Source organism: Lysinibacillus sp. S1, assembly GCF_044986265.1.
GTDB lineage: Bacteria > Bacillota > Bacilli > Bacillales_A > Planococcaceae > Lysinibacillus > Lysinibacillus capsici.
This window is the reverse complement of sequence record NZ_CP173154.1, coordinates 2,246,374-2,270,449: the sequence shown is the minus strand read 5'-3', so window position 1 is coordinate 2,270,449 and position 24,076 is coordinate 2,246,374. Positions and strand designations below refer to the sequence as shown.

The 24,076-nt window shown below is 37.8% G+C and carries 20 protein-coding genes and 3 pseudogenes (1 of these 23 cut by a window edge); 22 read left to right on the top strand and 1 reads right to left on the bottom strand.

The window, feature by feature from the left end:
- Positions 1–16 precede the first annotated feature (16 nt).
- The 3 genes from ACHZEU_RS11415 (at position 17) to ACHZEU_RS11405 (ending at position 2,240) form a co-directional block, all read left to right on the top strand.
- A complete protein-coding gene (locus ACHZEU_RS11415) occupies positions 17–772 on the top strand; it encodes a thioesterase II family protein (protein ID WP_257961663.1) in 756 nt (251 codons plus the stop codon).
- A gap of 3 nt (positions 773–775) precedes the next feature.
- Positions 776–1,471, top strand: a complete 696-nt coding sequence (locus ACHZEU_RS11410; RefSeq protein ID WP_279493782.1) for a 4'-phosphopantetheinyl transferase superfamily protein — start codon at positions 776–778, stop codon at positions 1,469–1,471.
- 109 nt (positions 1,472–1,580) lie between these two features.
- Positions 1,581–2,240, top strand: a complete 660-nt coding sequence (locus tag ACHZEU_RS11405) for a DUF2306 domain-containing protein (protein ID WP_257961661.1) — start codon at positions 1,581–1,583, stop codon at positions 2,238–2,240.
- Positions 2,241–2,492: 252 nt separating this feature from the next.
- Here the strand turns inward: ACHZEU_RS11405 and ACHZEU_RS11400 are convergent, their stop codons facing one another.
- On the bottom strand, positions 2,493–4,685 hold the full coding sequence (locus tag ACHZEU_RS11400; RefSeq protein WP_404804546.1) for a DNA topoisomerase III: 2,193 nt from the start codon (positions 4,683–4,685) through the stop codon (positions 2,493–2,495).
- A 234-nt stretch (positions 4,686–4,919) separates the two neighbouring features.
- Between ACHZEU_RS11400 and ACHZEU_RS11395 the strand changes: the two genes are divergently transcribed.
- The 19 genes and pseudogenes from ACHZEU_RS11395 to ACHZEU_RS11305 all read left to right on the top strand — a co-directional run.
- The gene (locus ACHZEU_RS11395) at positions 4,920–5,789 is read left to right on the top strand and encodes a MurR/RpiR family transcriptional regulator (RefSeq protein WP_404804545.1); all 870 of its coding nucleotides are present in this window, start codon (positions 4,920–4,922) and stop codon (positions 5,787–5,789) included.
- A 5-nt stretch (positions 5,790–5,794) separates the two neighbouring features.
- On the top strand, positions 5,795–6,910 hold the full coding sequence (locus ACHZEU_RS11390; RefSeq protein ID WP_404804544.1) for a M20 peptidase aminoacylase family protein: 1,116 nt from the start codon (positions 5,795–5,797) through the stop codon (positions 6,908–6,910).
- 23 nt (positions 6,911–6,933) lie between these two features.
- Positions 6,934–7,746 carry a GNAT family N-acetyltransferase gene (locus ACHZEU_RS11385; RefSeq protein ID WP_404804543.1) on the top strand — a complete coding sequence of 271 codons (813 nt, stop codon included), beginning with the start codon at positions 6,934–6,936 and terminating at the stop codon, positions 7,744–7,746.
- A gap of 1 nt (position 7,747) precedes the next feature.
- Complete coding sequence (menC, locus tag ACHZEU_RS11380) at positions 7,748–8,854, top strand: o-succinylbenzoate synthase (protein WP_326141429.1); 1,107 nt, start codon at positions 7,748–7,750, stop codon at positions 8,852–8,854.
- Positions 8,855–8,893: 39 nt separating this feature from the next.
- The gene (locus tag ACHZEU_RS11375) at positions 8,894–9,946 is read left to right on the top strand and encodes a hypothetical protein (protein ID WP_404804542.1); all 1,053 of its coding nucleotides are present in this window, start codon (positions 8,894–8,896) and stop codon (positions 9,944–9,946) included.
- A 305-nt stretch (positions 9,947–10,251) separates the two neighbouring features.
- Positions 10,252–10,869 (top strand): TetR/AcrR family transcriptional regulator, encoded by a 618-nt coding sequence (locus ACHZEU_RS11370; protein ID WP_036078131.1) that lies wholly within the window; start codon positions 10,252–10,254, stop codon positions 10,867–10,869.
- Positions 10,870–10,989: 120 nt separating this feature from the next.
- Positions 10,990–12,132, top strand: a complete 1,143-nt coding sequence (locus tag ACHZEU_RS11365; RefSeq protein WP_404804541.1) for an acyl-CoA dehydrogenase family protein — start codon at positions 10,990–10,992, stop codon at positions 12,130–12,132.
- A gap of 43 nt (positions 12,133–12,175) precedes the next feature.
- Positions 12,176–13,810, top strand: a pseudogene (locus ACHZEU_RS11360) (AMP-binding protein).
- A gap of 15 nt (positions 13,811–13,825) precedes the next feature.
- Positions 13,826–15,184, top strand: a complete 1,359-nt coding sequence (locus tag ACHZEU_RS11355; RefSeq protein WP_048393349.1) for an acetyl/propionyl/methylcrotonyl-CoA carboxylase subunit alpha — start codon at positions 13,826–13,828, stop codon at positions 15,182–15,184.
- Between the two features lie 67 nt (positions 15,185–15,251).
- Positions 15,252–15,464, top strand: coding sequence for an acetyl-CoA carboxylase biotin carboxyl carrier protein subunit (locus ACHZEU_RS11350; RefSeq protein ID WP_004225532.1), 213 nt, complete (start codon positions 15,252–15,254; stop codon positions 15,462–15,464).
- A gap of 14 nt (positions 15,465–15,478) precedes the next feature.
- A complete protein-coding gene (locus ACHZEU_RS11345) occupies positions 15,479–16,396 on the top strand; it encodes a hydroxymethylglutaryl-CoA lyase (RefSeq protein WP_404804540.1) in 918 nt (305 codons plus the stop codon).
- A pseudogene (locus ACHZEU_RS11340) lies at positions 16,393–17,175 on the top strand (enoyl-CoA hydratase). The gene ACHZEU_RS11345 and the pseudogene ACHZEU_RS11340 overlap by 4 nt, the downstream one beginning before the upstream one ends.
- 53 nt (positions 17,176–17,228) lie before the next feature.
- Positions 17,229–18,767, top strand: coding sequence for an acyl-CoA carboxylase subunit beta (locus tag ACHZEU_RS11335; protein ID WP_404804539.1), 1,539 nt, complete (start codon positions 17,229–17,231; stop codon positions 18,765–18,767).
- A gap of 45 nt (positions 18,768–18,812) precedes the next feature.
- Positions 18,813–19,466, top strand: a complete 654-nt coding sequence (locus ACHZEU_RS11330; RefSeq protein WP_404804538.1) for a VanZ family protein — start codon at positions 18,813–18,815, stop codon at positions 19,464–19,466.
- Between the two features lie 344 nt (positions 19,467–19,810).
- Positions 19,811–20,518, top strand: coding sequence for a hypothetical protein (locus ACHZEU_RS11325; RefSeq protein ID WP_404804537.1), 708 nt, complete (start codon positions 19,811–19,813; stop codon positions 20,516–20,518).
- 24 nt (positions 20,519–20,542) lie between these two features.
- Positions 20,543–21,037 (top strand): Cys-tRNA(Pro) deacylase, encoded by a 495-nt coding sequence (gene ybaK / locus ACHZEU_RS11320; protein WP_404804536.1) that lies wholly within the window; start codon positions 20,543–20,545, stop codon positions 21,035–21,037.
- 119 nt (positions 21,038–21,156) lie between these two features.
- Complete coding sequence (locus ACHZEU_RS11315) at positions 21,157–21,792, top strand: YitT family protein (RefSeq protein WP_054549099.1); 636 nt, start codon at positions 21,157–21,159, stop codon at positions 21,790–21,792.
- 101 nt (positions 21,793–21,893) lie between these two features.
- Positions 21,894–22,970, top strand: coding sequence for a nucleotide kinase (locus ACHZEU_RS11310; RefSeq protein WP_112117226.1), 1,077 nt, complete (start codon positions 21,894–21,896; stop codon positions 22,968–22,970).
- 58 nt (positions 22,971–23,028) lie between these two features.
- A pseudogene (locus tag ACHZEU_RS11305) lies at positions 23,029–24,076 on the top strand (glycine C-acetyltransferase); it runs 152 nt beyond the window's last position.

Below are 24,076 nucleotides of genomic sequence, written 5' to 3'. Positions count from 1 at the left end.
GTAAGGAGTGAACCAATTGCAAAATAAATGGGTAATAATAGATGAGAAAAAAACAGAGGCACGATTGAGGTTGTTTTGTTTTCCTTATGCTGGTGGTGGATCTAATATTTATAAAAGATGGAATGAATATTTACCGGATGATATTGAATTGGCTTGTATAGAATTGCCAGGAAGAGGGAGACGAATCAACGAACCATCTATTCGTCAAAAAGATATTTTGGTGGGATCGTTAAAAAAAGCGATTATTCCTTATTTAGAGGAAAAACCGTTTTGTTTCTTTGGTCATAGTATGGGGGCTTTAATTGCCTATGAATTGATTCAGTCTTTAAATAAAGATGAAGGACTGTTGCCAAAGTACTTCTTCCCTTCAGCTCATCGAGCACCCCATCTTAATAGAAGTACTAATAAAAAGACGTATGATTTATCAGATAAAGAACTTATTCATAGATTAAGAGAACTAGATGGAACGCCAGAGACGATACTGAATAATAAAGAATTATTAAATTTAGTACTCCCAATTATGAGAGCTGATCTTCAAATTTGTGAAACTTACCAATTTTCTAATGATAATGATATAATTCCTGTTCCTATTACAGCTTTTTCAGGGATTAATGATAAAAATGTTACAGTTCAGTCCATTGAGGAATGGGGTTCACTGACAAATAGAAGCTTTGAAATAATTAAGATGGAAGGGAATCACTTCTTTATCCATCAGTTTGAACAATTAATTGTGCAACAAATAGTAGAGAAATTAGAATTATCTTTGGTATAAACAATGAGTATTGATTTATATCTAGTAAAAGTATTGGATTCCTTAGATGATAAAACATTAAATAGAGCTACGTGTTTTCTTCCTTTTGCCATAAAAGAGAAAATAAAATCATTCTATCATAAAGAAGATAAGGTCAGAAGCTTACTAGGGTATATGATGTTAAAAAAAATTCTAAAATATGATCAGTATTCCAATGCTATTAGTTTTACGAAATATGGAAAACCGTTTATTAGGGATCAAGAATACTTTCATTTTAATATTTCTCATTCGAGAAATTGGGTAGTATTAGCAGTTTCTAAAGAAGAGGTAGGTGTAGATGTTGAATATGTAAAGCCTGTTTGTTTAGAAACAATGGAAGGTGCTCTCACAAAGAAAGAGTATGAGAAATTAAAATCTCTTTCTAATCATGAAGCAATAAAGTATTTTTATATGATTTGGACCATAAAGGAAAGTTATTTAAAAATGATTGGCAAAGGTCTAAGTTTATCACCTAATCGTTTACAAACAAATGTTTATGCTAAAAAACCAACGATTATGTTAGATGGAAAACAACAAAATGTAAATATTCAAACCTTTCAAATTGAAAGTAGTTATCAAATTTCTCTATGCGTAAGAGAAGGGGGAAATATACAAATAGAGACATTAGATGCTAAAAAATTACTAAAGGATTTGATTAAAAAAGAGGAAAAATATAAATAAAGTTAAATGTGCAACTCTAAAAGTTTATTTTTACTAATAGTACATACAAATCGTTAGAAGTAATAAACATTATTTGGGTTATCCTAAAAGAGGAAGGTGGTCTTAATTTTTGACAGAACCTAGTAAAATAAAAATACTTTTTAAGTGGCTTGTGTTTGTATTAGGTTTTAGCATCGTCATATATGCTATTATTCAGTATGGGATTATAGGTTTGGTTAACTCTGGATTTTATTTTGTTAAAGTGTTTTATTATAAGGAGAAACTTTCTTATATATGGGATACAATGATTCTTATTCATATTATTGGGTCTTCTATTTCGTTACTGATTGGTCCCTTTTTATTTATTAAAAAGCTACGGAGAAAAAAAGTGACTGTCCATAGATACTTGGGTTACACGTATGTAGCGGGAATTCTAATTGGAGGAATATCAGGTTTCTATACAGCTTTATATTCAACAGGAGGGATTATTTCGCATTTTGGTTTTGGTATCCTCGCAATTTTATGGATTTACACAGGTTTGATGGTAACTTACTTTGCTATCAAAGGTGAGAAATACTTGCACAGAGCTTGGGCAATTAGAAGTTATAGTTTAACATTTGTAGCTGTTACATTACGTTTATGGCTTGGTTTATTTGCTCTCATATTTGGTGGTGAAGCATATGCATCCTATTATGTAGTAATTTCATGGTTATGCTGGGTCCCGAACTTAATTATAGCTTGGTTTTATACAGCTCCATTAATCAAAATGGGAAAAATATATGCTAAATAATATCTGATTAGTTTCCACGAATAATTAGGCTAATAAAGTAAAAATATAAGAGTGAATGCTTAGGCTGTTCACTCTATTTTTTCTTATTCGAGGAAGTTTTTAGATTTACCTTATAATGTTTTTAATTAAGAGGCTACAACTTTTTACATACATATACTGTTTTTGTGATTACACATTATTCAAACACACACAATTGATCATTTTGTAGATATTCGATCAATTGTGTGCTTTTGTTTAAGACAGGATATTTAATTAATCGAACTTTAACCCCTTCAATGCTTCAGCAAGTGCATTGTTCACAGGCTCAGCTTCGTTGTTTTGCTGCTTTAAGTACTTTTGTACGGAGCGCTTGTCGACCTTGCCTCCGCCTTCTTTTTTGCGTCTTGCTTCAAAGGCTGATAATTTTTCGCGATAGCCACATTTACAAACGAAAATTTGACCATCACCTTCTCCGCGAAGCTCTAATTTTTTATGACATTGTGGACAACGTGCATTTGTGGTACGTGAGACATTTTTCCGATGACCACATTCGCGATCTTGGCAGACAAGCATTTTTCCTTTCTTGCCATTCACTTCAAGCATTGGTTTACCGCAATCAGGACATGATTTGGTAGAGATATTATCATGCTTATACTTTTTGTCACTACCCTTAATCTCTGTAACAATTTCCTTTGTGTAATTTTTCATCTCGCTAATAAATACATCTTTTTTTAGCTTGCCCTTTGCAATAAGTTCAAGCTTTTGCTCCCAATCTGCTGTCAGGGCAGGGGATTTTAATTCCTCTGGCACTAGGTCGAGTAGTTGACGACCTTTAGAGGTAATATAAATATCTTTGCCACCACGCTTTTCTATTAAGAAGGAATTGAAAAGCTTTTCAATAATATCTGCACGTGTAGCGACTGTGCCAAGACCGCCCGTAGATTTTAATGTATCGGCTAATTTTTTATCATTCGTTGCCATATATTTTGTTGGGTTTTCCATGGCTGATAAAAGAGTAGCTTCATTAAATCGAGCAGGTGGCTTTGTTTGACCAGAAGTTTGGGCAATAAGCTTTACTTTTAATATATCGCCCTTATCAATGCGTGGTAGTATTTGTTCCTTTACGTCATCTGCTGTGTCCTCATCATCAAAGCGATGCTCATAAACTTCCTTCCAGCCAGATKATAAAATCGTTTTTCCACGAGCAATAAAGCTTTCATCGCCAATTTTTGCACGCAGTGTTAGTTGTTBATATTCAAAAGCMGGCAGTADAACAGCTAGGAAACGCTTTAMAACAAGATCATAAATTTTACGTTCCTTATCTGTGAAAGCTGAATAATTTACATAGCCCTCTGTTGGAATAATCGCATGATGATCTGATACTTTACTATCATCGACAAAGGCCTTTGTTGGCTTGATTGGTTTAGTAAGCAGTTTATTGGCGATGGAGCGATATTCACCAATACCACAGGCCTTTAAGCGTTCTGGTAGTGTAGCAACGATATCCTGTGAAATAAAGCGAGAATCCGTACGTGGATAAGTTAACACTTTATATTGCTCATAGAGTTTTTGCATGATATTCAATGTTTCTTTCGCTGAGTAGCCGAAGATTTTATTGGCATCTCGCTGCAATTCAGTTAAATCATAAAGACCAGGTGCAAATGATTTTTTAGGTTTCTTTTCAATGTCCGCAACGATGGCATTGTTATTTCCTATTTTTTTCACCAGTGTATTGATTTTATCTTTATCAAAGCTACGACTATTACCATTTTGGTCTTGCCATGTAAGCTTTAAGTTATCAGTTGTTTGCGCTTCAATACCATAATAAGTTTGTGCCTTAAAGTTTTTAATTTCATCTTCACGTGCAGCAATTATTGCTACTGTTGGTGTTTGTACACGTCCGCAATTCAACTGTGCGTTAAAGCGGGTAGTTAAAGCACGAGTAGCATTAAGCCCGATATACCAATCTGCCTCTGAGCGAGCTACAGCAGAGGCATAGAGATTATCATATGCATTGCCTGGCTTTAGATTGGCAAACCCATCTTTTATTGCCTTATCTGTAACAGAGGAAATCCATAAGCGTTTCAAAGGTTTTTTTATTTTCACTTTATCAAGTATCCAGCGTGCTACTAATTCACCTTCACGTCCAGCATCTGTAGCAATGATGATTTCATTAACATCATTACGTGTAAGCTGACTTTTGACCGCATTAAATTGCTTTCCAGTTTGCTTTATAACCGTTAATTTTAAGCGTTCAGGTAACATGGGGAGATCTTCAAGATTCCATGTTTTATATTTCACATCATAGCTTTCTGGGTCAGCCAGTGTTACAAGATGTCCAAGCGCCCAAGTCACAATATATTTATCTCCTTCAAGGAAGCCATTTCCTTTTTTATTACACTTCAGCACACGTGCAATATCACGTGCTACAGAAGGTTTTTCAGCAATTACTAAGCTCTTTGCCATTGTTAACACCCTTTCATAGTTCCATGGTTTTAAATATAGCATAGGTTGAGTGGGTTCGCAGTTTAACTGAAGCGAATTTATTAAATGTCGGAGGATGATTTAGGCAGGTAACAGTTAAGAAAGTATAAAATTCAGAAAAAATATTGAATTCCGAAAATTATTATGTTAGTCTAGGGTACATGAAAATGAAGTAATGGCTTCATAGTATAAATAAAAAAAGGATGAGCTTCTTTTATGAGAGATCAAACAATTCAGCAAATGATTCAAGAGAAATATCAAGAGTTGTCTAAAAGTCAACAAAAGGTAGCTACATTCATATTAAAAAATTTACAGACAGTAGGAATCCACTCTGCTTCATATGTAGGGGAAAAGGCCGGAGTAAGTGAAACGACAGTTATCCGTTTTTGTTACGCATTAGGCTTATCTGGTTATGCACAATTGCAACGTCAGGTAACCATGCATTTATTTAATGAAGGGAATGCAAGTAGTTTGCAGAATTATTTGCAATCGAAGCAAGCTCTTTTTGAAAATCCACGTTTTTATGTAAAGACGATGGAAAAGGATGCATCTCGCATTTTAAATATGGCTAAAAACATTAACGAGGAAGACTTTAATCGAGCTTCAGTATTGCTACATGAGAAGAAAAAAATATATATTGCAGGGAATGGCTCTTCCCATTTAGCTGCACAGTGGCTTCATTTTACATTAAATCTTTTGCGACCGAATGTTGTTTTATTAAATTTTGAAACAAGTGAGGTCATACGTGCTATTCMMGWGATTGRTGAAAATAGTGTAGTAATTATTTTATCATTCCACCGTTACTTTAAAGAGCCGATCCAATTTGCAGCCGAATTACAAGAAAAAAAATGTGAGATTATTGGCATAACCGATTCTCAAATTGCACCTATTACTCAATATGCAACTATCACCTTTGTGAATGAACAACAACAAGAAGTTTCAACAATTGATGCTATGCCAGCACTCATAGCATTTTTAAATACACTAATAGCAGGAATGACTGCTCAAGATCATGACTATTATGAAAATCAGCGCGTAAAATATGACGATTTTCAAAATAGCTTTTTAGCAAACCGATGGAGTTGACTAATATGAACCAAATTTTACAAGAGTTACAGCCACTTCTTACAGATATTTTTAAACATTTACATGAACATCCAGAAGTTAGTTGGCAAGAGCACAATACAACTCAATATATAGCAAATTTATTAAGAGAGGCCCAAATGGAGCCACACCTTTTTGAAGATATGACAGGACTTTATGTTGATATAGGGGAGGGAACACCTAGAGTAGGGTTCCGCACTGATATAGATGCACTTTGGCAGGAGGTTAATGGTGTCTTTCAAGCTAACCATTCTTGTGGACATGATGGTCATATGACGATGGCTATTGGAACTGCATTGCTGTTAAAGGACATGGAGCATTTACTGTCAGGTGCTGTACGCATACTATTTCAGCCTGCTGAGGAAAAGGCCCAAGGAGCACGCGCATTTGTCGAAAAAGGTATTATAGATGATTTAGATTATTTATTTGGTGTTCATGTTCGCCCATTAAAGGAATTACAGGATGSGTCATATGCGCCAGCGTTATACCACGGAGCAGCAAAGCTTTTTACAGGGACCATTATTGGGGAAGAGGCACATGGCTCACGACCAGAACTTGGCGTTAATGCAATTGAGGTTGGAGCAGCTATTGTCGAAGGTCTTCAAAAAATTTGGACTGATCCAACTATCTCTGCCTCTGTCAAAATGACACAGTTTAATGCGGGAGGCACCTCTACAAATATTATTCCTGGTAAAGCAACCTTTAGCATTGATGCAAGGGCCCAAACAAATGAAGTGATGCAGGTAATCACAGAGGGGGTGGAGCGTGTAAAAGCCTCTGTTGAAGCGATGTATGGTGCCAAGATTACCTTACAGGTAGATGCTCATGTAGTGGCAGCATTGGTGAATGATGAAGCCTTACAACATATGAAGGCAGCTATTATTGATGTAGTTGGGGAAAAGGCTTGCGCTCCATCAGTTGTTACACCAGGAGGGGAGGATTTTCATTTTTATACCTATGAACGTCCGAAGCTTAAAGCTACAATGCTTGGATTAGGCTGTGGGGTTACTCCTGGCTTACATCATCCGCAAATGACCTTTAATCAAGACCGGCTGTTAGTAGGAGTAAATATTATTACAAGGGCTATTTTGAGAGCATTATAAAGATATAGAAAGAAGAGATAGCTATGATAGAGATAAGAGAAATCAAAACAATAGAACAACTTGAGCAGGTTCAGCAATTAGAGTTGAATGTATGGGGAATGTCTGCTATTCCTCTCCATCAAACGCTGACAGCAGTGAAAAATGGGGGCATCGTTGTAGGTGCCTATCAAGAAGATAAATTAGTCGGATTTAGTTATGGTTTTGCGGGTTTTCGAGAAGGAAAAAGCTATCTATGCTCTCATATGCTAGGGATTGATGAAAAATATCGATCACTAGGCATAGGAGAAAAGTTAAAGTACGAACAGCGAGCTATTGCTATTGAACGTGGCTATGACTTAATGGTATGGACATTTGACCCTCTTGAAACCCGAAATGCTTATCTTAATTTATCTAAATTAAAGGGTATTTGCTATACCTATATAGAAAATTGCTACGGTGAAATGCAGGATGATTTCAATAAAGGGCTACCCTCTGATCGATTTGAGGTGAGCTGGCATTTAACTTCAGATTATGTGGTGAACGACATTACAATAGAAGTAGCGGATGCAAAACCAGTGGCAAGCTGTGAACTTACAAAGCAGGGCTTATTATGCTTAAAAATGACTGAAAATTTTGAATTTGTAGAAGAGTTGTATACGCTACCTGTTCCTAAGGACTTTCAAGCCTTAAAAGCACAAAATCCTAGCTTAGCATTGGATTGGCGTTTCAAAACAAGAACTATACTAAAGCAACTATTTTCAGCAGGGTATGCAGCAATTTCACTGCAACAACGAGAATGCTATAACGAATATGTTTTAGTGAAAAAAGCAGCTTTAAATTTGGAAGGGGCATTTTAATATGAAAATTACAGAAATCACAATACGACAATTGAAGATGAAATTAAAAGCACCGTTTACAACAAGCTTTGGCACGTTTGATGAGAGGAACTTTTTAGTCCTCGAGGCAAAAGATGAGACAGGCTTAATCGGTTGGGGAGAATCAGTTGCCTTTCATTCACCTTGGTACAATGAAGAAACACTTCAAACAAACTGGCATATGCTTGAAGACTTCCTCATTCCTCTTGTTTTAAATAAAGAGATTCATCACCCAGCTGAAGTGAGTCAATTATTTGAGCCGATTCGCAAAAATAATATGGCGAAATCGACAATAGAAGGAGCTATTTGGGATATATATGCACAGCAAACTGGTCAATCCCTAGCAACAGCACTTGGTGGTAAAAAGGATAAAATTGAAGTAGGTATTAGTATCGGCATACAAAATTCAATCGAGGAGTTAGTTACATTAGTTGACGGCTATGTAAAGGAAGGCTATAAGCGCATGAAAATCAAAATAAAACCGGGCTGGGATATAGAGGTTATGCGTACATTAAGGGAAACATTTCCTGATGTAGCCTTTATGGCTGATGCTAATTCAGCCTATCGTCTAGAGGATACTGAAACATTGAAACAACTTGATGCATTTAACTTAACAATGATTGAGCAACCATTGGCTTCAGATGACATTATCGACCATGCTTCATTACAAAAATTAATGGAAACACCAATTTGTTTGGACGAAAGTATCCATTCGTTAGAAGATGCACGAAAGGCTATAGAACTAGGGAGCACCAAAATTATAAACATAAAAATTGGTCGTGTTGGTGGCCTAACAGAAGCAAAAAAAATACATGATTATTGTGAGACACATAACATCCCAGTATGGTGTGGCGGCATGTTAGAATCTGGTATTGGTCGTGCGCACAATGTAGCTTTAACAACGTTGTCAAATTTTATATTACCGGGAGATACTGCTGGCTCTAATCGATATTGGGAAAAGGATATTATCGAACCAGAAGTAGTTGTAAAAGATGGTTATATTGAAGTACCACAACAAGTAGGAATTGGTTATGAAATAAATAGGGAAACGGTTAATTCCTTCACAGTCGCACAGAAAACATATCAATAAATAGACTTAAATTTCTTATATTAGAATAGTAGGTGGGCTATGAAAAAAAGTTGGCAGATAGGTGGAGCATTTGTAGGCTTAATTGTTGGAGCAGGGTTTGCATCGGGTCAGGAAATAATGCAGTACTTTACTAGCTTTGGCTTGTACAGTATGGTAGGTGCCATTGTTGCTACCCTTGCCTTCGCATTTTTAGGAATGAGTTTAGCTCAATTAGGAACAGATTTACAAACAACATCACATAAAGAGGTGATCTATCATATAGGAGGGCGATATGTTGGGATTATTTTAGATATCGTTATCACGTTTTTCTTATTTGGCGTTGCTGTTGTCATGTTTGCTGGATCAGGCTCAACATTTCATCAGATGTTTGGCATCAATCCAGTAGTTGGTAGTATTTTTATGGTTGTTATAACTWTACTAACCTTACTATTAAATGTTAATAATACTATTAATTTAATAGCATTGGTTACCCCTTATTTAATGGGTATCATTTTTATTATTTTGATTTATTCTATCTTTACGATGGATATATCCATTGCAGAGCAAAATACTTTAACGAAAGCACAATCATCTGCAGCATCTAATTGGTTAATGGGAGCATTACTTTATGTTTCCTATAATATCGCTGCTGGTGCAGCAATGTTAATTGTAATGGGTGGAACAGTAAAGGACCGCAAAGTTGCTGGCAGAGGTGGACTACTTGGCGGTTTAATGCTTGGTATCTTAATTGTATTAATCAATATAGCCATGTTTGCTAAAATAAATGTTATTGATGGAGTAGCAATGCCAACATTAGAATTAGCAAAACAAATTCACCCTATAGTAGGTGTCTTAATGTCTATTGCTTTATTAGGCATGATGTACAATACTGCGGTGGGGATGTTCTATTCATTTACAGTTCGATTTATTGCGCCAGACCATCAATATTTTAAAGTAGCTATTGTAGTTATAGGATTAATAGGTTTTGCTGCAAGCCTAGTAGGATTTACTACATTAGTTGGTAAAGTCTATTCAACAATGGGCTACTTAGGTTTCGCCTTAATTGTTGCTGTTATTATTTCGTGGCTACGTAAACTACCAAAAACTTTATAAAGTAAAAATTTCCCTTTTATGAACGTGAGGGAAATTTTTTGTTTTTTTTGTGATGAAAGCAAGATATATATCATACAGTTAATTTGTGTTTGCAAAATCTATCCATGCTGTTTTAAGTAAAAATTATGCTCGAAACTATAGAAAAAAGCTATTCGGTGCTAGACACCAATTTTTGAGAATGTTATATTTGTATTGTCATAGTATTTTTATAATTAGGAAAAAATAGAATACTCTAAGGGTTGAGGGGTTTTTCCTGATTATAAGGAGTGATGAAGTATAGAGCTAGATGAAGGATGATAGGGCCTATGGTAAAGAAAACGTTAAAACAAAGAATTGTAGACGCTTCAGTTGAATTATTTCAACAAGATGGTTATCACAATGTAACCGTGGATCGTATTGTGGAATATATTGGGGCATCAAAGGGTGGATTTTATCATAATTTTAAATCAAAAGATGAACTGTTGTATGAAATTCATGATGTCTTTATTTCATATGTCATTCAACAATCGCAAGCTGCATATGACAAATTCGATACACCTATCACACGTTTGTGTGCCATGCTGCAAACACTGACACAAGTATTTGATATGTATCAAGCACATATTACGATTTTTTATGAAGAAAGTCGTTCACTCTCAGATGAATATAGTGACATCATCCATAAAAAGCGAGATCACTATCGTGATATTTTACAAAGAGTGATAGCAGAGGGTCAGGAAGCAAAGGTTTTTCGTACCGAATTACCTTGTACAATTGTAACAATGGCAATTGTCGGGATGATTAACTGGACGTACAAATGGTTTAAGCAATCAGGACCATTAACGATGGAGCAAATCACAGATGTTTTTACCGATATGGTATTACGGGCAATTGTGACAGAGCAAGCCATGGGAGAAGCGAAGCAATTTATAATAAAGGGGTAGCCAGTAGGAAACACTGGTTTTATTATTTGTTTTTACAAACCGACTAGTCGGTATTTCACTGTAAGCAATTGTTCTTGAGCTACATCTACTATGGCAAATTCAACAATAGGGGGATTAGGGATGAATTTTGAATTAACAAAAGAGCAAGAAATGATTCGAGACATGGTGCGTGATTTTGCTGAGAAGGAGATTAAACCGTATGCTCGTGAGGTTGATGAGACATCAACAATGAGAATAGAGAGCTTTAAGAAAATGGCAGAACTAGGCTTATTGGGTATCCCGTTTCCTGAGGAATATGGTGGATCAGGTGGTGATACGGTGTCCTACGCTTTAGCTGTAGAGGAGATTGGTCGAGCATGTGGGGGCACAGKGTTAAGCTATGCAGCTGCTGTTAGCTTAGGAGCCTCACCAATTTAMAACTTCGGCACAGAGGAGCAAAAGCAAGAGTGGCTAGTTCCRTTAGCTAAGGGTGAGACATWAGGATCATTCGGTTTAACAGAGCCAAATGCAGGTTCAGATGCAGGGGGCACACGTACTACAGCTGTTATTGATGGTGATGACTACATTATTAATGGAGAGAAATGCTGGATCACTAATGCAGGATATGCTCGACAAATTATTGTAACGGCGGTAACAGGTAAACGTGAGGATGGTAAAAAGATTATTTCTTCTATTATTGTGCCAACAAACACACCAGGCGTAACAATCAACTGTAATTATGACAAAATGGGTGTACGTGGCTCCAATACATGTGAAATTGTGTTAGAAAATGTCCGTGTCCCAAGAACAAATCTATTAGGGGATGAAAAACGTGGCTTTAGCCAGTTTTTAAATACATTGGATGGTGGTCGTATTTCCATCGCTGCTCTTTCTGTTGGAATTGCCCMGGSWSCTTATGAAAAGGCACTAAAATTCGCGAAGGAACGTGAGCAATTTGGTGCACCTATTTCGAAGCTACAAGCGATCCAATTTAAATTAGCGGATATGGCGATGGAAATAGAGCTTGCTCGTACGYTAGTACATAAAGCGGCATGGTTAAAAGATCAAAAGAAGCCATTTGGCAAAGAAGCTGCGATGGCTAAACTATTTGCTTCTGAAATGGGCTTCCGTACATGTAATCAAGCAATCCAAATTCATGGTGGTTCTGGATATATGAAAGAATATGATGTAGAACGTCATTTACGTGACATTAAATTAATGGAAATCGGTGAAGGAACATCTGAAATTCAACGTCTTGTTATTTCTCGTCTAATTGGCTGTTAATCATCATCAGTTAAGTTAAATAGCATAAATAAGGGGGATCTTCATGGCAGAACTTGTGTATCAAACTATTGGTCAATTGCTAGATGAACAATCAAAAAAGTACCCGCAGAATGAAGCATTAGTCTATGCTGACAGAAATTTACGCATGACTTATGAACAGHTAAATCGTCAAGCACGATACGTAGCGAGAGGTTTAATGGCTCTAGGAATTGAAAAGGGAGACCATATCGCAGTATGGACGACGAATGTTCCTGAGTGGGTACAGCTTCAATTTGGTACAGGGAAGATGGGTGCTCCAATTGTAACGGTAAATACGAATTACCGTGCGAGTGAGTTGGAGTATTTATTGAAGCAATCTGATGCTAAAACGMKYWRTWTMAKWGAWAAWTATCGAGACCATTCTTTTATCAATACACTGCAAGAGTTATGTCCAGAGCTTGAACATTGTGAACCAGGTAATTTGCAATCAAAGCGACTACCTTTATTAAAAAATGTTATTTTAATCGGTGAAACCAAATACCCCGGCGTACTTAATTGGTCAGACGTTTTAACTGCTGCCGAGCAAGTAACCGAGGAACAGTTAGATCAGAGAGAGCAGTCTCTTCATTATGATGATGTCATTAATATTCAATATACTTCTGGTACAACAGGCTTTCCTAAGGGAGTCATGCTAACGCATTTTAACTTAGTCAACAATGCTGTTAACATTGCAGAATGTATGCGTTTAACGGCAGAGGATCGTCTATGTATCCCAGTCCCTTTCTTCCATTGCTTTGGTTGTGTCATAGGAACATTAGCCATTACAACAAGTGGTGGAACAATGGTACCAGTACAGGAGTTCTCACCTGAAGAGGTACTAAGAACCGTTCAACAAGAGAAATGCACTGCATTACATGGCGTGCCAACGATGTTCATTAGTGAACTGAATTTATCGAATTTTGCATCTTTCGATCTTTCAACTTTACGTACAGGAGTCATGGCAGGATCAAACTGTCCAATTGAGGTTATGAAAGCGGTCATTGAGAAGATGGGCATGAAAGATATAACAATATGCTACGGTCAAACAGAATCATCACCTGTTATTACACAGACAAGAACGGATGACCCGCTAGTGTTAAAGGTGGAGACGGTTGGCCGCGCTTTACCTAACCTAGAAGTAAAGATTGTTGTTCCTGGAACTACCGAGGAAGCTCCGACAAATGAACAGGGAGAGCTGTGTACAAGGGGCTATCATGTGATGAAGGGCTATTATAAAAACCAGGAGGAAACAGATCTGGCGATTGACGAGGATGGTTGGTTGCATACAGGTGATTTAGCAACGATGGATGAAGCAGGTTATGTTCGTGTAACAGGTCGTTTAAAGGATATGATTATCCGTGGTGGCGAAAACCTATATCCTCGTGAAATTGAGGAGTTCCTTTATACACATCCGAAAATTTCAGATGTTCAGGTTGCAGGTGTCCCTGATCCTGTTTATGGCGAGGAGGCGGCAGCTTGGATTGTTTTAAAAGAAGGAGAGCAGGCCACAACGGAAGAAATCCGAGATTATTGTCGGGATAAAATTTCAAGACATAAAATTCCACGACATATTTTCTTTATTGATAACTATCCAATGACTGCATCTGGAAAAGTTCAAAAATATAAATTACGAGAAGATTTCGTTATGACCGTAAAGTAAGGAGGGGCAGTGAATATGTTCAACAAGGTATTAATTGCAAATCGTGGGGAGATTGCTAGACGTGTGATCAGAACATGCAAGCGCCTAAATATTCATACGGTTGCTATCTATTCAGAGGCAGATGCTGAAAGCTTACATGTGAAAGATGCAGATGAGGCTTTCTGTGTAGGGAAGTCACCTGTTGCACAGAGCTATTTAAACATCGACCGCATTCTTGAAATTGCACTAGAAAGTGGGGCAGAGGCTATTCATCCTGGCTATGGTTTACTATCAGAGAATGCAAATTTTGCGAAACGTTGTACAGAGGCAGGTTTAGTGTTTATCGGGCCAAGTGCTGATGTGATCGCTTCAATGGGCAGTAAATTAGAGGCTCGTAAAACAATGAAAGCTGCTAGTGTACCGATTGTAGAGGGTGTAGAAGCGCCAGTGAAGGATGTAGAAGAAGCCACTGCCATAGCGGAGCGTTTAGGCTATCCAATTATGTTAAAGGCATCGGCAGGCGGAGGCGGTATCGGTATGCAGCTAGTTGAAAATGCTGAGGAACTAGCCAAAGCTTTCGAGGGCAATCAAAAGCGTGCACAATCATTCTTTGGTGATGGCACGATGTATATGGAGCGATTCATTGCTAACCCTCACCATGTCGAAGTGCAAATTATTGCTGATCATCAAGGTAATGTCGTTCCATTATTTGAACGAGAATGCTCTATTCAACGAAGAAATCAAAAAGTAGTAGAAGAAGCACCATCACCGTTTATCTCACAAGAGACAAGAGAAAAAATGCTAGAAGCGTCAGTTAAGGCGGCGAAGCATATTGGTTATGTCAATGCTGGAACAATCGAATACTTGGTTGATGAAGATCAAAACTTTTATTTTTTAGAAATGAATACAAGACTACAGGTAGAGCATCCCGTTACGGAGGAAATTACGAAGCTTGATTTAGTAGAAGAGCAATTAAAAATTGCGGCAAAACAACCTCTTACGTTTACTAGAGAAAGTATTACTAAAGAAGGGCACGCAATTGAAGTACGCATATACGCTGAAAATCCTTCGACATTTTTCCCGTCTCCAGGTACCATTACGACTCTTGAATTACCGACAGGTGAAGGCATTCGACATGAGTGTGGTGTAGAGTCTGGTTCAGTGGTAACACCATTCTATGATCCAATGATTAGTAAATTGGTGGTGTGGGGGGAAACAAGAGAAATTGCCTGTGAAAGATTAGCACAAGCGCTAAAGGCGTATAAAGTGGAGGGGATTCAAACGAATATCCCGATGCTGTTAAAAACCGTCACACATGAGCAATTTTTAAAAGGCTATACGACGACAAAATTTGTAGAGCAATATTATTTACCGCAATTAGCAGAAACAAAATAACAATTATCATGTATTCGTGCTTCTATAGAGGGACGAATACATGATAAAAAAATAGGAGTGAATGATTATGGCAACAGTAAAAGCAAGCATGGCAGGGACAGTATGGAAAATCGTCGTAACAGAGGGCGAGAAAGTGACAGCAGGTCAAGATGTAGCTATTTTAGAATCGATGAAAATGGAAATTCCAATTGCAGCAGAAGAGGATGGCGTAGTGACGAAAATCATTGCCAATGAGGGAGACTTCATTAACGTTGATGATGATATTTTAGAAATTGAATAAGAGGAGGCTTGTTTATGCAGCTACCTAAGCAAGTCGCAATCAAAGAAGTTGGTCCCCGTGATGGCTTACAAAATGAAAAAACGCATATTTCAACAGCTGATAAAGTGCAATTAGTAAATTTATTAGGTCAAACAGGATTAAATTATATTGAAGTGACATCTTTTGTGCATCCCAAATGGATTCCTCAATTGGCAGATGCAGTCGAGGTTCTGCAAGCCATTAAAAGACATAAGGATATTACCTATGCGGCACTTGTACCCAATATGAGGGGCTTAGAACGCGCATTACAGGCTGAAGTAGATGAAGTAAGTATTTTTATGTCTGCTAGTGAAAGCCATAACCAAAGTAATATTAATAAAACCATAWYKYYWACGTGTGAAGGGTTTGNGNTAGTTGTAGTAGGAGCTCAGGCTGCAAAAAAACATGTTCGAGGTTATATCTCAACGGTTATTGGTTGTCCCTATGAGGGGTATATACACCCTGACAAGGTATTACGAGTAACGGAAAAATTATTGGAGATGGGTGTGACTGAAATATCGCTTGGTGACACAATTGGTGTTGGTGTACCGACGCAGGTTGAGTTTCTTTTAGAGGAATTGCTAAAAAGGTATCCTGCTGAAAAATTTGCCATGCATTTTCATGATACACGTGGGACAGCATTAGCCAATATTATGAAATCCTTAGAGATGGGTATTACCAAGTTTGATAGTGCGCTTGGTGGGCTAGGGGGCTGCCCATATGCGAAAGGTGCCTCAGGTAATGTAGCCACAGAAGATTTATTGTATTTATTCGATGAGATGGGCATTGAAACAGGCGTAGATCGACAAAAGGTGCTAGAGGCAGCACTCTTTATTGAAGAGAAGTTAGGCAAAGCGGTTGCATCAAAGCAAATGGCTATTGTCCGCAATGAAAGGAGTGCAAATCAAGGATGACACAACTCGTTCGATTTGAATTACTAGAGGGTAGTATTGGACTTATTACTCTTTCAAGACCAGAAGCTGCTAACGCTATGTCGGTTCAATTACTGCATGAGCTGTCTGCCACACTTGATCAAATCAATGGTGATCCAGCAGTGCGTGTAGTCCTTCTAACAGGTGCAGGCGAAAAGGCATTTTGTGCAGGTGCTGATTTAAAGGAACGTAAAGGAATGTCTGATCGACAAGTGAAGCAGATCGTGCAGCTGATTGGTGCCACTGTGGCAAAAGTTGAAACGCTTGCACAGCCTGTCATTGCTGTCTTAAATGGTGTTGCCTTTGGTGGAGGCTTGGAGTTGGCACTAGCTTGTGATTTACGAATTGCGGCTACACATGTAAAGCTTGGCTTAACAGAAACATCACTCGGTATTATTCCAGGAGCTGGGGGAACACAGCGGCTTCCACGTCTAATTGGTCTTGGTAAAGCAAAGGAATTAATTTATACAGCACGTAGGCTCAGTGCTAAAGAAGCTGAAAATTATGGCATTATCGAGTATGTTTATGAAGGACATGAGGTATTAGATAAGGCACAACAGCTTGCACTGGAAATGGCAAAAAATGCACCACTCTCTCTAGTGCAGGCCAAAGTTGCGATCAATCAAGGTGTTGAGGTAGATTTAGCTACCGGTTTAAAAATTGAATCACTTGCATATAGTGCACTGATCCCAACAGAAGACCGATTAGAGGGCTTDHTDRVBTTVCAAGAGAAGCGAGCGCCACAATAWTCAGGGAAATAAAACGCCAAGAAATAATTTTGGTGTAATCGATTGGGCAAAGGGAGGAAATAAACATGAGCAATATCTCGACAGAAAATACACCACCTACAATGAAAGATAAAATTTTAGCAGGTGGATTACCAAAATATCATGACAAAAATGCACAACAAGGCAAGCTATTTGTACGTGAGCGTCTTGAACTATTACTTGATGATGGTCTTCAATCAGAGGATGGACTCTATGCGAACTGTTTAGCAGGGGATTTACCAGCAGATGGCGTTATCACTGGTATTGGTAAAATCCATGGTCGCACAGTTTGTGTGCTAGCGAACGATTCAACGATTAAAGCTGGTTCTTGGGGAAAACGCACGGTTGAAAAAATGATTCGCATTCAAGAAACCGCTGAAAAGTTGAATTGTCCATTACTTTATTTAGTGGATTCTGCGGGTGCGCGTATTACAGATCAGCTTGAAATGTTCCCGGGACGCCGAGGTGCAGGACGCATTTTCTACAATCAAGTCAAACTGTCAGGAAAAGTTCCGCAAATTTGCTTATTATTTGGTCCTTCCGCAGCGGGTGGCGCCTATATTCCTGCATTTTGCGATATCGTGGTGATGGTAGAAGGGAATGCTTCTATGTATTTAGGATCTCCTCGAATGGCCGAAATGGTTATCGGTGAAAAAGTAGATTTAGAAACAATGGGTGGCGCAAAAATGCACTGTTCCGTTTCTGGTTGTGGAGATGTGCTTGTTAAATCCGAACAGGAGGCTATTACTTATGCGCGCAAATATTTAGGATATTTCCCGAATAACTATGCAGAGCGTAGCAAGGTAGAGGCTCCTAAACCACCAGCTTCATTTGATAAATCTATTGAAGAATTAATTCCTCAAAATCAAAATGTACCATTTGATATGTATAAGCTAATTGATCGTATTATTGATGAAGATTCGTTTTGTGAGGTTAAGAAATTATTTGCACCAGAATTAATTACAGGCCTTGCACGAATTAATGGACAATCCGTTGGGATCATCGCTAACCAACCACGTGTTAAGGGAGGCGTGCTATTCCACGATTCTGCTGATAAAGCGGCGAAATTTATTTCACTTTGTGATGCATTCAATATCCCACTGTTATTCCTAGCAGACGTTCCAGGCTTTATGATTGGTACTCAGGTAGAAAAAGCAGGAATCATCCGTCATGGTGCTAAAATGATTTTTGCCATGAGTGAGGCAACTGTTCCTAAGCTAACGGTCATTGTGCGTAAAGCGTATGGTGCAGGATTATATGCAATGGCTGGCCCTGCGTTTGAACCAGACTGCTGTATTGCCTTATCAAATGCACAAATTGCCGTAATGGGACCAGAAGCTGCTGTCAATGCCGTCTATGCCAATAAAATTGCAGAACTTCCAAAAGAAGAGCAAGCAAGCTTCATTGCCGAGAAACGTAAAGAATATCAAGAGGAAATTGATGTGTATCGCTTAGCTTCAGAGCTTATCATTGATGATGTGATTGAGCCTAATGAGCTGCGTAAGGTACTAGAAAATCGCTTAGAACTTTATATGTCAAAATACTTATTATTCTCACAACGTAAGCATGGGGTAAACCCAGYTTAAACATACTTATTATAAGGCTGTCTCTGCTGGTAGGAGACAGCCTTTTTGGATGATAATTTTTTCAGCTACTTGCAAGCTATAGTTGAGCATATTAAAATATGGGAAGGAATAAAAGGGAAGTGGGTGTTAAGCTTGTCTAAAAACAACATAGCGGATGTTCAAAATAATGCCAAGCTCCCATTACCATATCGGGATGTCATTGATACATATCATTTGCCGCTAAAGATCGCAGGTTGGATTTTATTTAGTATCTATTCATTTATGGCTTTTTATAAATTGGTTATTGATCGCTTAGTAGATGTAGTCGTCATTTTATTAAGGGGAGATTATTCTATAGGTGACTTAGGATTGTTTGATTATAGTAGCTGGCGATTAACTACTAATTTTATTCCCTTCGAAACGATTCTCCGTTATATAAACTACTCTCAATATTTTAATTGGGAAATTATAATCGTTAACTTACTTGGCAACTTATTAATTTTTACTCCAATGGGCTTTTTACTGCCATTACTATCGAAGAAATTCCGAAAAGCATGGGTTATTATTTGTTTAGGCTTTATTTCTAGTCTTGCTGTTGAAACCGTTCAATTTATTTTTACCGTTGGTTCTGCGGATATTGATGATTTAATTTTGAATACAATTGGTGCATGGCTTGGTTACTTAGCCTATAAAGGGATATTGATTAGACCCAAAAATTAAGAAAAGCAGTCCAGTATGAAGGGCTGTTTTTTTACGTTGATTAACACTATTTGTGTAGTGTATATGGTAATGAATTTTATTGAAAAGGGTATGAAGCTAATAAATGAATATGAAAATATTAGTTGTATGAGATTCTTTATACCTATTTAAAAAAATAATTAGTATCTCTTTAGGTCNTTACGAGTGGGTAAGGCTTGACGGGAAAAGTGGGGTATAAGGGACTGAGTGTACAGAAACTTATAAAATGGTATAGATAGAGTGTGAGGAAGAATGTTCATATCTATTMACTTATTAGCATATGTAGATAGAAGGGCGAGGTGAAAACTATGAAAATATCAAATTTAATGGAACAAGAAAGAATTTCATCCCAGCATAATCGTAAAAAAATACTTCAGCGTAAAGAGGCAGGAGATGCCTATAGAAAAAATGCGATGTATTTTCAGCCAAAGAAAAACCCATTATTGATTGAACTTGAAAATTTATTATTAGGACGTACTGACCAAGATTTGTATGACCAGCAGCAAGAAGAGTCAAAAGAAGTAACTCCTCAGCAGAAAGCCATTATGGAAGATTTACAGCAAACWGAAAWGAATGTACGKGCACATGAGCAAACCTATAAAGTAGGAATGAATGATAACGYTSATSSSTCGAATATWTCCGATTMRGAACTAGGKGACACACTGCACATTTTAGAGCAGGTACGTAATGCAGCATTGTCATCAGCAGAGCCTTCTCCTCAAGATTTACGTGTGGCGCAAAGCGTTGATGCTCAAATACAGCATATGTTAAATAATTCAAATGTTGACGAGGTTGCCACAAATGAAAGCGAACCATCTTTTGTACGTGACATCATTGAAGTGAAGGTTCCTGAACGTTACTCGAAGGAATTGAAATTGGACCCATTTGCAGATACAATTTTCGGTAAGAACTATGAGACTGCATTCAAGTTAAGAGCATTTAAACAGGCATCGGAAAGATATGCGGCTCACGTTCAAATGACGAAAAATGGCTADCGTMCAGASAAGGATTCTATGTTCTCTTTGATAGCCTGATGCTGTAGATADGAGATTGTTGACATGGCAAAGGCAAAGCACGCGAAAACGAATGCGATGCGTTTATTAGAACAACAAAAAATTCATTTTGATGTGATAGAATATGAAACAGGGGACGGTCAAGTTGATGGTGTTTCTGTAGCTGAGAAAATAGGACAGCCTGTTGCTCGGGTATTTAAAACATTAGTAGCAAAAGCAAGTGCACAAAGGTTATTTGTATTTGTTATTCCAGTAGCTGAAGAGCTGGACTTAAAAGCAGCCGCGAAGGTAGTTGGGGAAAAGAAAATTGAAATGTTAGCGGTAAAAGATCTACTTAGCCATACTGGTTATGTTCGTGGTGGATGTTCACCAGTAGGGATGAAGAAGTTATATCCAACGGTCATCGATGCATCTGCTCAAGGACAAGGTAGTATAATCGTTAGTGCTGGGAAAATTGGTATGCAAATTCATGTACAAATAGAAGATTTGAAGAATATAACAAAGGCACAACTTGCCACAATTACAACTACCCATGAGTGAGAGAATGGGTAGTTTTTTATGTGGTAAGATAAACGGTTTAGTTTAAGCACTATAGCTTAATTTTGGTTGAAAGTATGATACAGTATTAGCAATATTATTCATAGAGAGAAGGATAAGGAATGCGTAGAATAATGGGGTGGCGTTGGACCTTTTTTATTGGTGGCTTAATGGTGATGTCACTTGGCATCACGATGTCGATAAAGGGGAAAATTGTTGGCACAAGCCCATGGGATGTTTTACATATAGGTCTATTTCAAAATTTTGGGTTAAGTATTGGCACATGGTCTATTGTAACAGGACTCTTTATAGTTGCTTCAACATCCATCGTATTGCGTCAATGGCCAAAGTTAGGTACTTGGCTCAATATGCTGTTAATTGGCTCTTTTATTGATGTATTTAATTGGATGTTGCCCTCAACGGATGTATATGGCTTACAAATTACATATTTTATTATTGGCTTATTTGTTTTGAGCTTTGGCTGTGGAATGTATATTGCACCGAATATGGGCGCAGGACCAAGGGATACCTTAATGATGATACTTGTCGAAAAGTTTGGTGGATCTATTAAAACAGCAAGAATGGGAATTGAAGTACTTGTAACCATTATTGGCTGGCTTCTAGGAGGACCAGTTGGAGTAGGGACGGTATTGATTGCCTTAACTTCAGGCTATATTGTGCAATATTCATTACCGTATTGTCGTAAAATATTGATGAAATGTATTGGAAATATGGAGGGCATGAAGCCATTCTATTAAACCAAGAAGCTACTTAGATCTATAAAGGATAGAAGTAGCTTCTCATTTTTTTTAGCGTTCTTTCATATAATGCAGGGCATAAGCTAAAGGAGGAACGACATTTGAACGGAAATGTAACGTATTATTTTGGACACGCATTGACTGGCCAAGGTGTGAAGCATTTATATAAAGAAATGATGGAAGAGGCGTCTCTCGTTTATTTTTTGCAAGGGCCTGCCACATTTAAAGGTTCAGAACTGTTAAAAGAACTAGGATACTTCTATGTGAAACAGGGCTTTGCTGTCGAGTGGTTTAAGCATGCTTTATTAGAGGAGGTTGTTGAGGCCGTTTATATAAAAGGCTGTAACAGACTTTTTGTATGGGCATCTGAGTGGAATATCGAGCCAACTTTACTCGGTACAAAGCATCGTGTCATGTCTTTCTATGAATGCTTAGAAGACATACAGCTTAAAAAGGTTGGAGAACAGCTTGCAGAGGCGATGCAAGAGCGTGCAACATGGCGTGAAAAATGCATAGCGAAACTGGATCAAGCAATCAAGCTACATGATGACTGGGAGGTTATCACACAAAGCTGTATGAACTGGCAGGCATTAAATGAACAGGTGGAAAATTTAAAGTCGGAAGTGTTCCAATCTATTATTCTGAATAAAACAGGTATGCGGACACATCGTTTACTGGGAACGCTAACTCCTAGAGGTGCGGAAAATACAGTGGATAGTATCACCAAAAGTATCACGACTCGCTTCATGATTAAAGGTAAGCCAGGTACAGGCAAATCTTCACTAATGAAAAGCTTAGCCGATGAAGCAAATGCAAGAGGGCTTGATGCACAAATTGTTTGGTGTGGCTTAGATGCGGGATCTGTAGATATGGTCATTATCCCAGAGCTTAATTTCTGTATTTTTGATAGCACAGAGCCTCATATCTTTGATCCAGAGGATGGTAGGTTAGGGGATAAGATATTTGATATTGGTCAACATTGTGAGCTGTCAGAGGAAGCAGAAACTGCGATCGAGGCAGTGCGAGCACAATACAAAGAAGCTATACAGGATGCGATGGGCCATTCCAAACGATATGCAGAAGCTGAATATACCGTTCGTCGTTTATTAGATAATTGTCTATCGGCTTCTTTATGGCGCGAAAAAACAGCGCCACTATTCGAAAGATTAACAAAGTAATGTAGCTAATGGCTTGCATGTGCTAAACTAGGAGCGAGAACAGTTTTCCTAGGAAAGGATGATACGCTTGTCAAAAGTATTGAATGCATTTTTAGATGAAAACCTACAAGCCTTACATGAACAAGGCTTATACAATGAAATCGATCCAGTAGAGGGAGCAAATGGCCCAATTATTCAGGTCCGTGGCAAAAATCTTGTTAACTTATCCTCTAACAACTATCTTGGTTTAGCAACAAATGAAGAATTAAAGCGTATTGCCAAAGAGACAATTGATAAATACGGTGTTGGAGCAGGTGCTGTTCGCACAATCAACGGGACACTTGACTTGCACGTAAAATTAGAAGAAAAGCTTGCTGAATTTAAAGGAACAGAAGCGGCTATTTCTTATCAATCTGGATTTAATTGTAATATGGCAGCTATTTCGGCTGTAATGGATAAAAATGATGCCATTCTATCTGATCAATTAAACCATGCCTCTATTATTGATGGATGTCGCTTATCAAAGGCAAAAATCATCGCGTTTAATCACTCTGATATGGAGGATTTACGTGCAAAGGCAAAGGCAGCAAAGGAATCAGGTTTATACAATAAAATCATGGTTATCACAGATGGTGTCTTCTCAATGGATGGTGATATTGCTAAATTACCTGAAATTGTGGAAATAGCTAAAGAGTTTGATTTAATCACGTATGTGGATGATGCACATGGTTCGGGTGTAACAGGTAAAGGAAAAGGAACTGTGAAGCATTTTGGATTAGAAAAAGAAATTGATTTCCAAATTGGTACATTATCAAAAGCCATTGGTGTAGTAGGTGGCTATGTAGCAGGTAAGAAAAATTTAATTGATTGGCTAAAAGTTCGCTCACGCCCATTCCTATTCTCAACAGCATTACCACCAGGTGATGTAGCCGCTATTACAGCAGCCGTGCAAATGCTGATTGATTCAACAGAGCTACACGATAAGCTGTGGGATAATGGTAATTATTTAAAAGCGGGGCTTGAGAAGCTTGGCTTTAATATTGGTGCGTCTGAGACACCAATTACACCATGCATCATTGGGGMTGAAAAATTAACACAGGAATTTTCAAAASKYWKATKTGAAGAAG

What these genes read in the sequence shown, in the direction of transcription:
- ACHZEU_RS11410 (WP_279493782.1), top strand. Translation starts at nt 776, where the DNA reads ATGAGTATTGATTTATATCTAGTAAAAGTATTGGATTCCTTAGATGAT.
- ACHZEU_RS11385 (WP_404804543.1), top strand. Translation starts at nt 6,934, where the DNA reads ATGATAGAGATAAGAGAAATCAAAACAATAGAACAACTTGAGCAGGTT.
- menC (WP_326141429.1), top strand. Translation starts at nt 7,748, where the DNA reads ATGAAAATTACAGAAATCACAATACGACAATTGAAGATGAAATTAAAA.
- ACHZEU_RS11370 (WP_036078131.1), top strand. Translation starts at nt 10,252, where the DNA reads ATGGTAAAGAAAACGTTAAAACAAAGAATTGTAGACGCTTCAGTTGAA.
- ACHZEU_RS11355 (WP_048393349.1), top strand. Translation starts at nt 13,826, where the DNA reads ATGTTCAACAAGGTATTAATTGCAAATCGTGGGGAGATTGCTAGACGT.
- ACHZEU_RS11350 (WP_004225532.1), top strand. Translation starts at nt 15,252, where the DNA reads ATGGCAACAGTAAAAGCAAGCATGGCAGGGACAGTATGGAAAATCGTC.
- ybaK (WP_404804536.1), top strand. Translation starts at nt 20,543, where the DNA reads ATGGCAAAGGCAAAGCACGCGAAAACGAATGCGATGCGTTTATTAGAA.
- ACHZEU_RS11315 (WP_054549099.1), top strand. Translation starts at nt 21,157, where the DNA reads ATGCGTAGAATAATGGGGTGGCGTTGGACCTTTTTTATTGGTGGCTTA.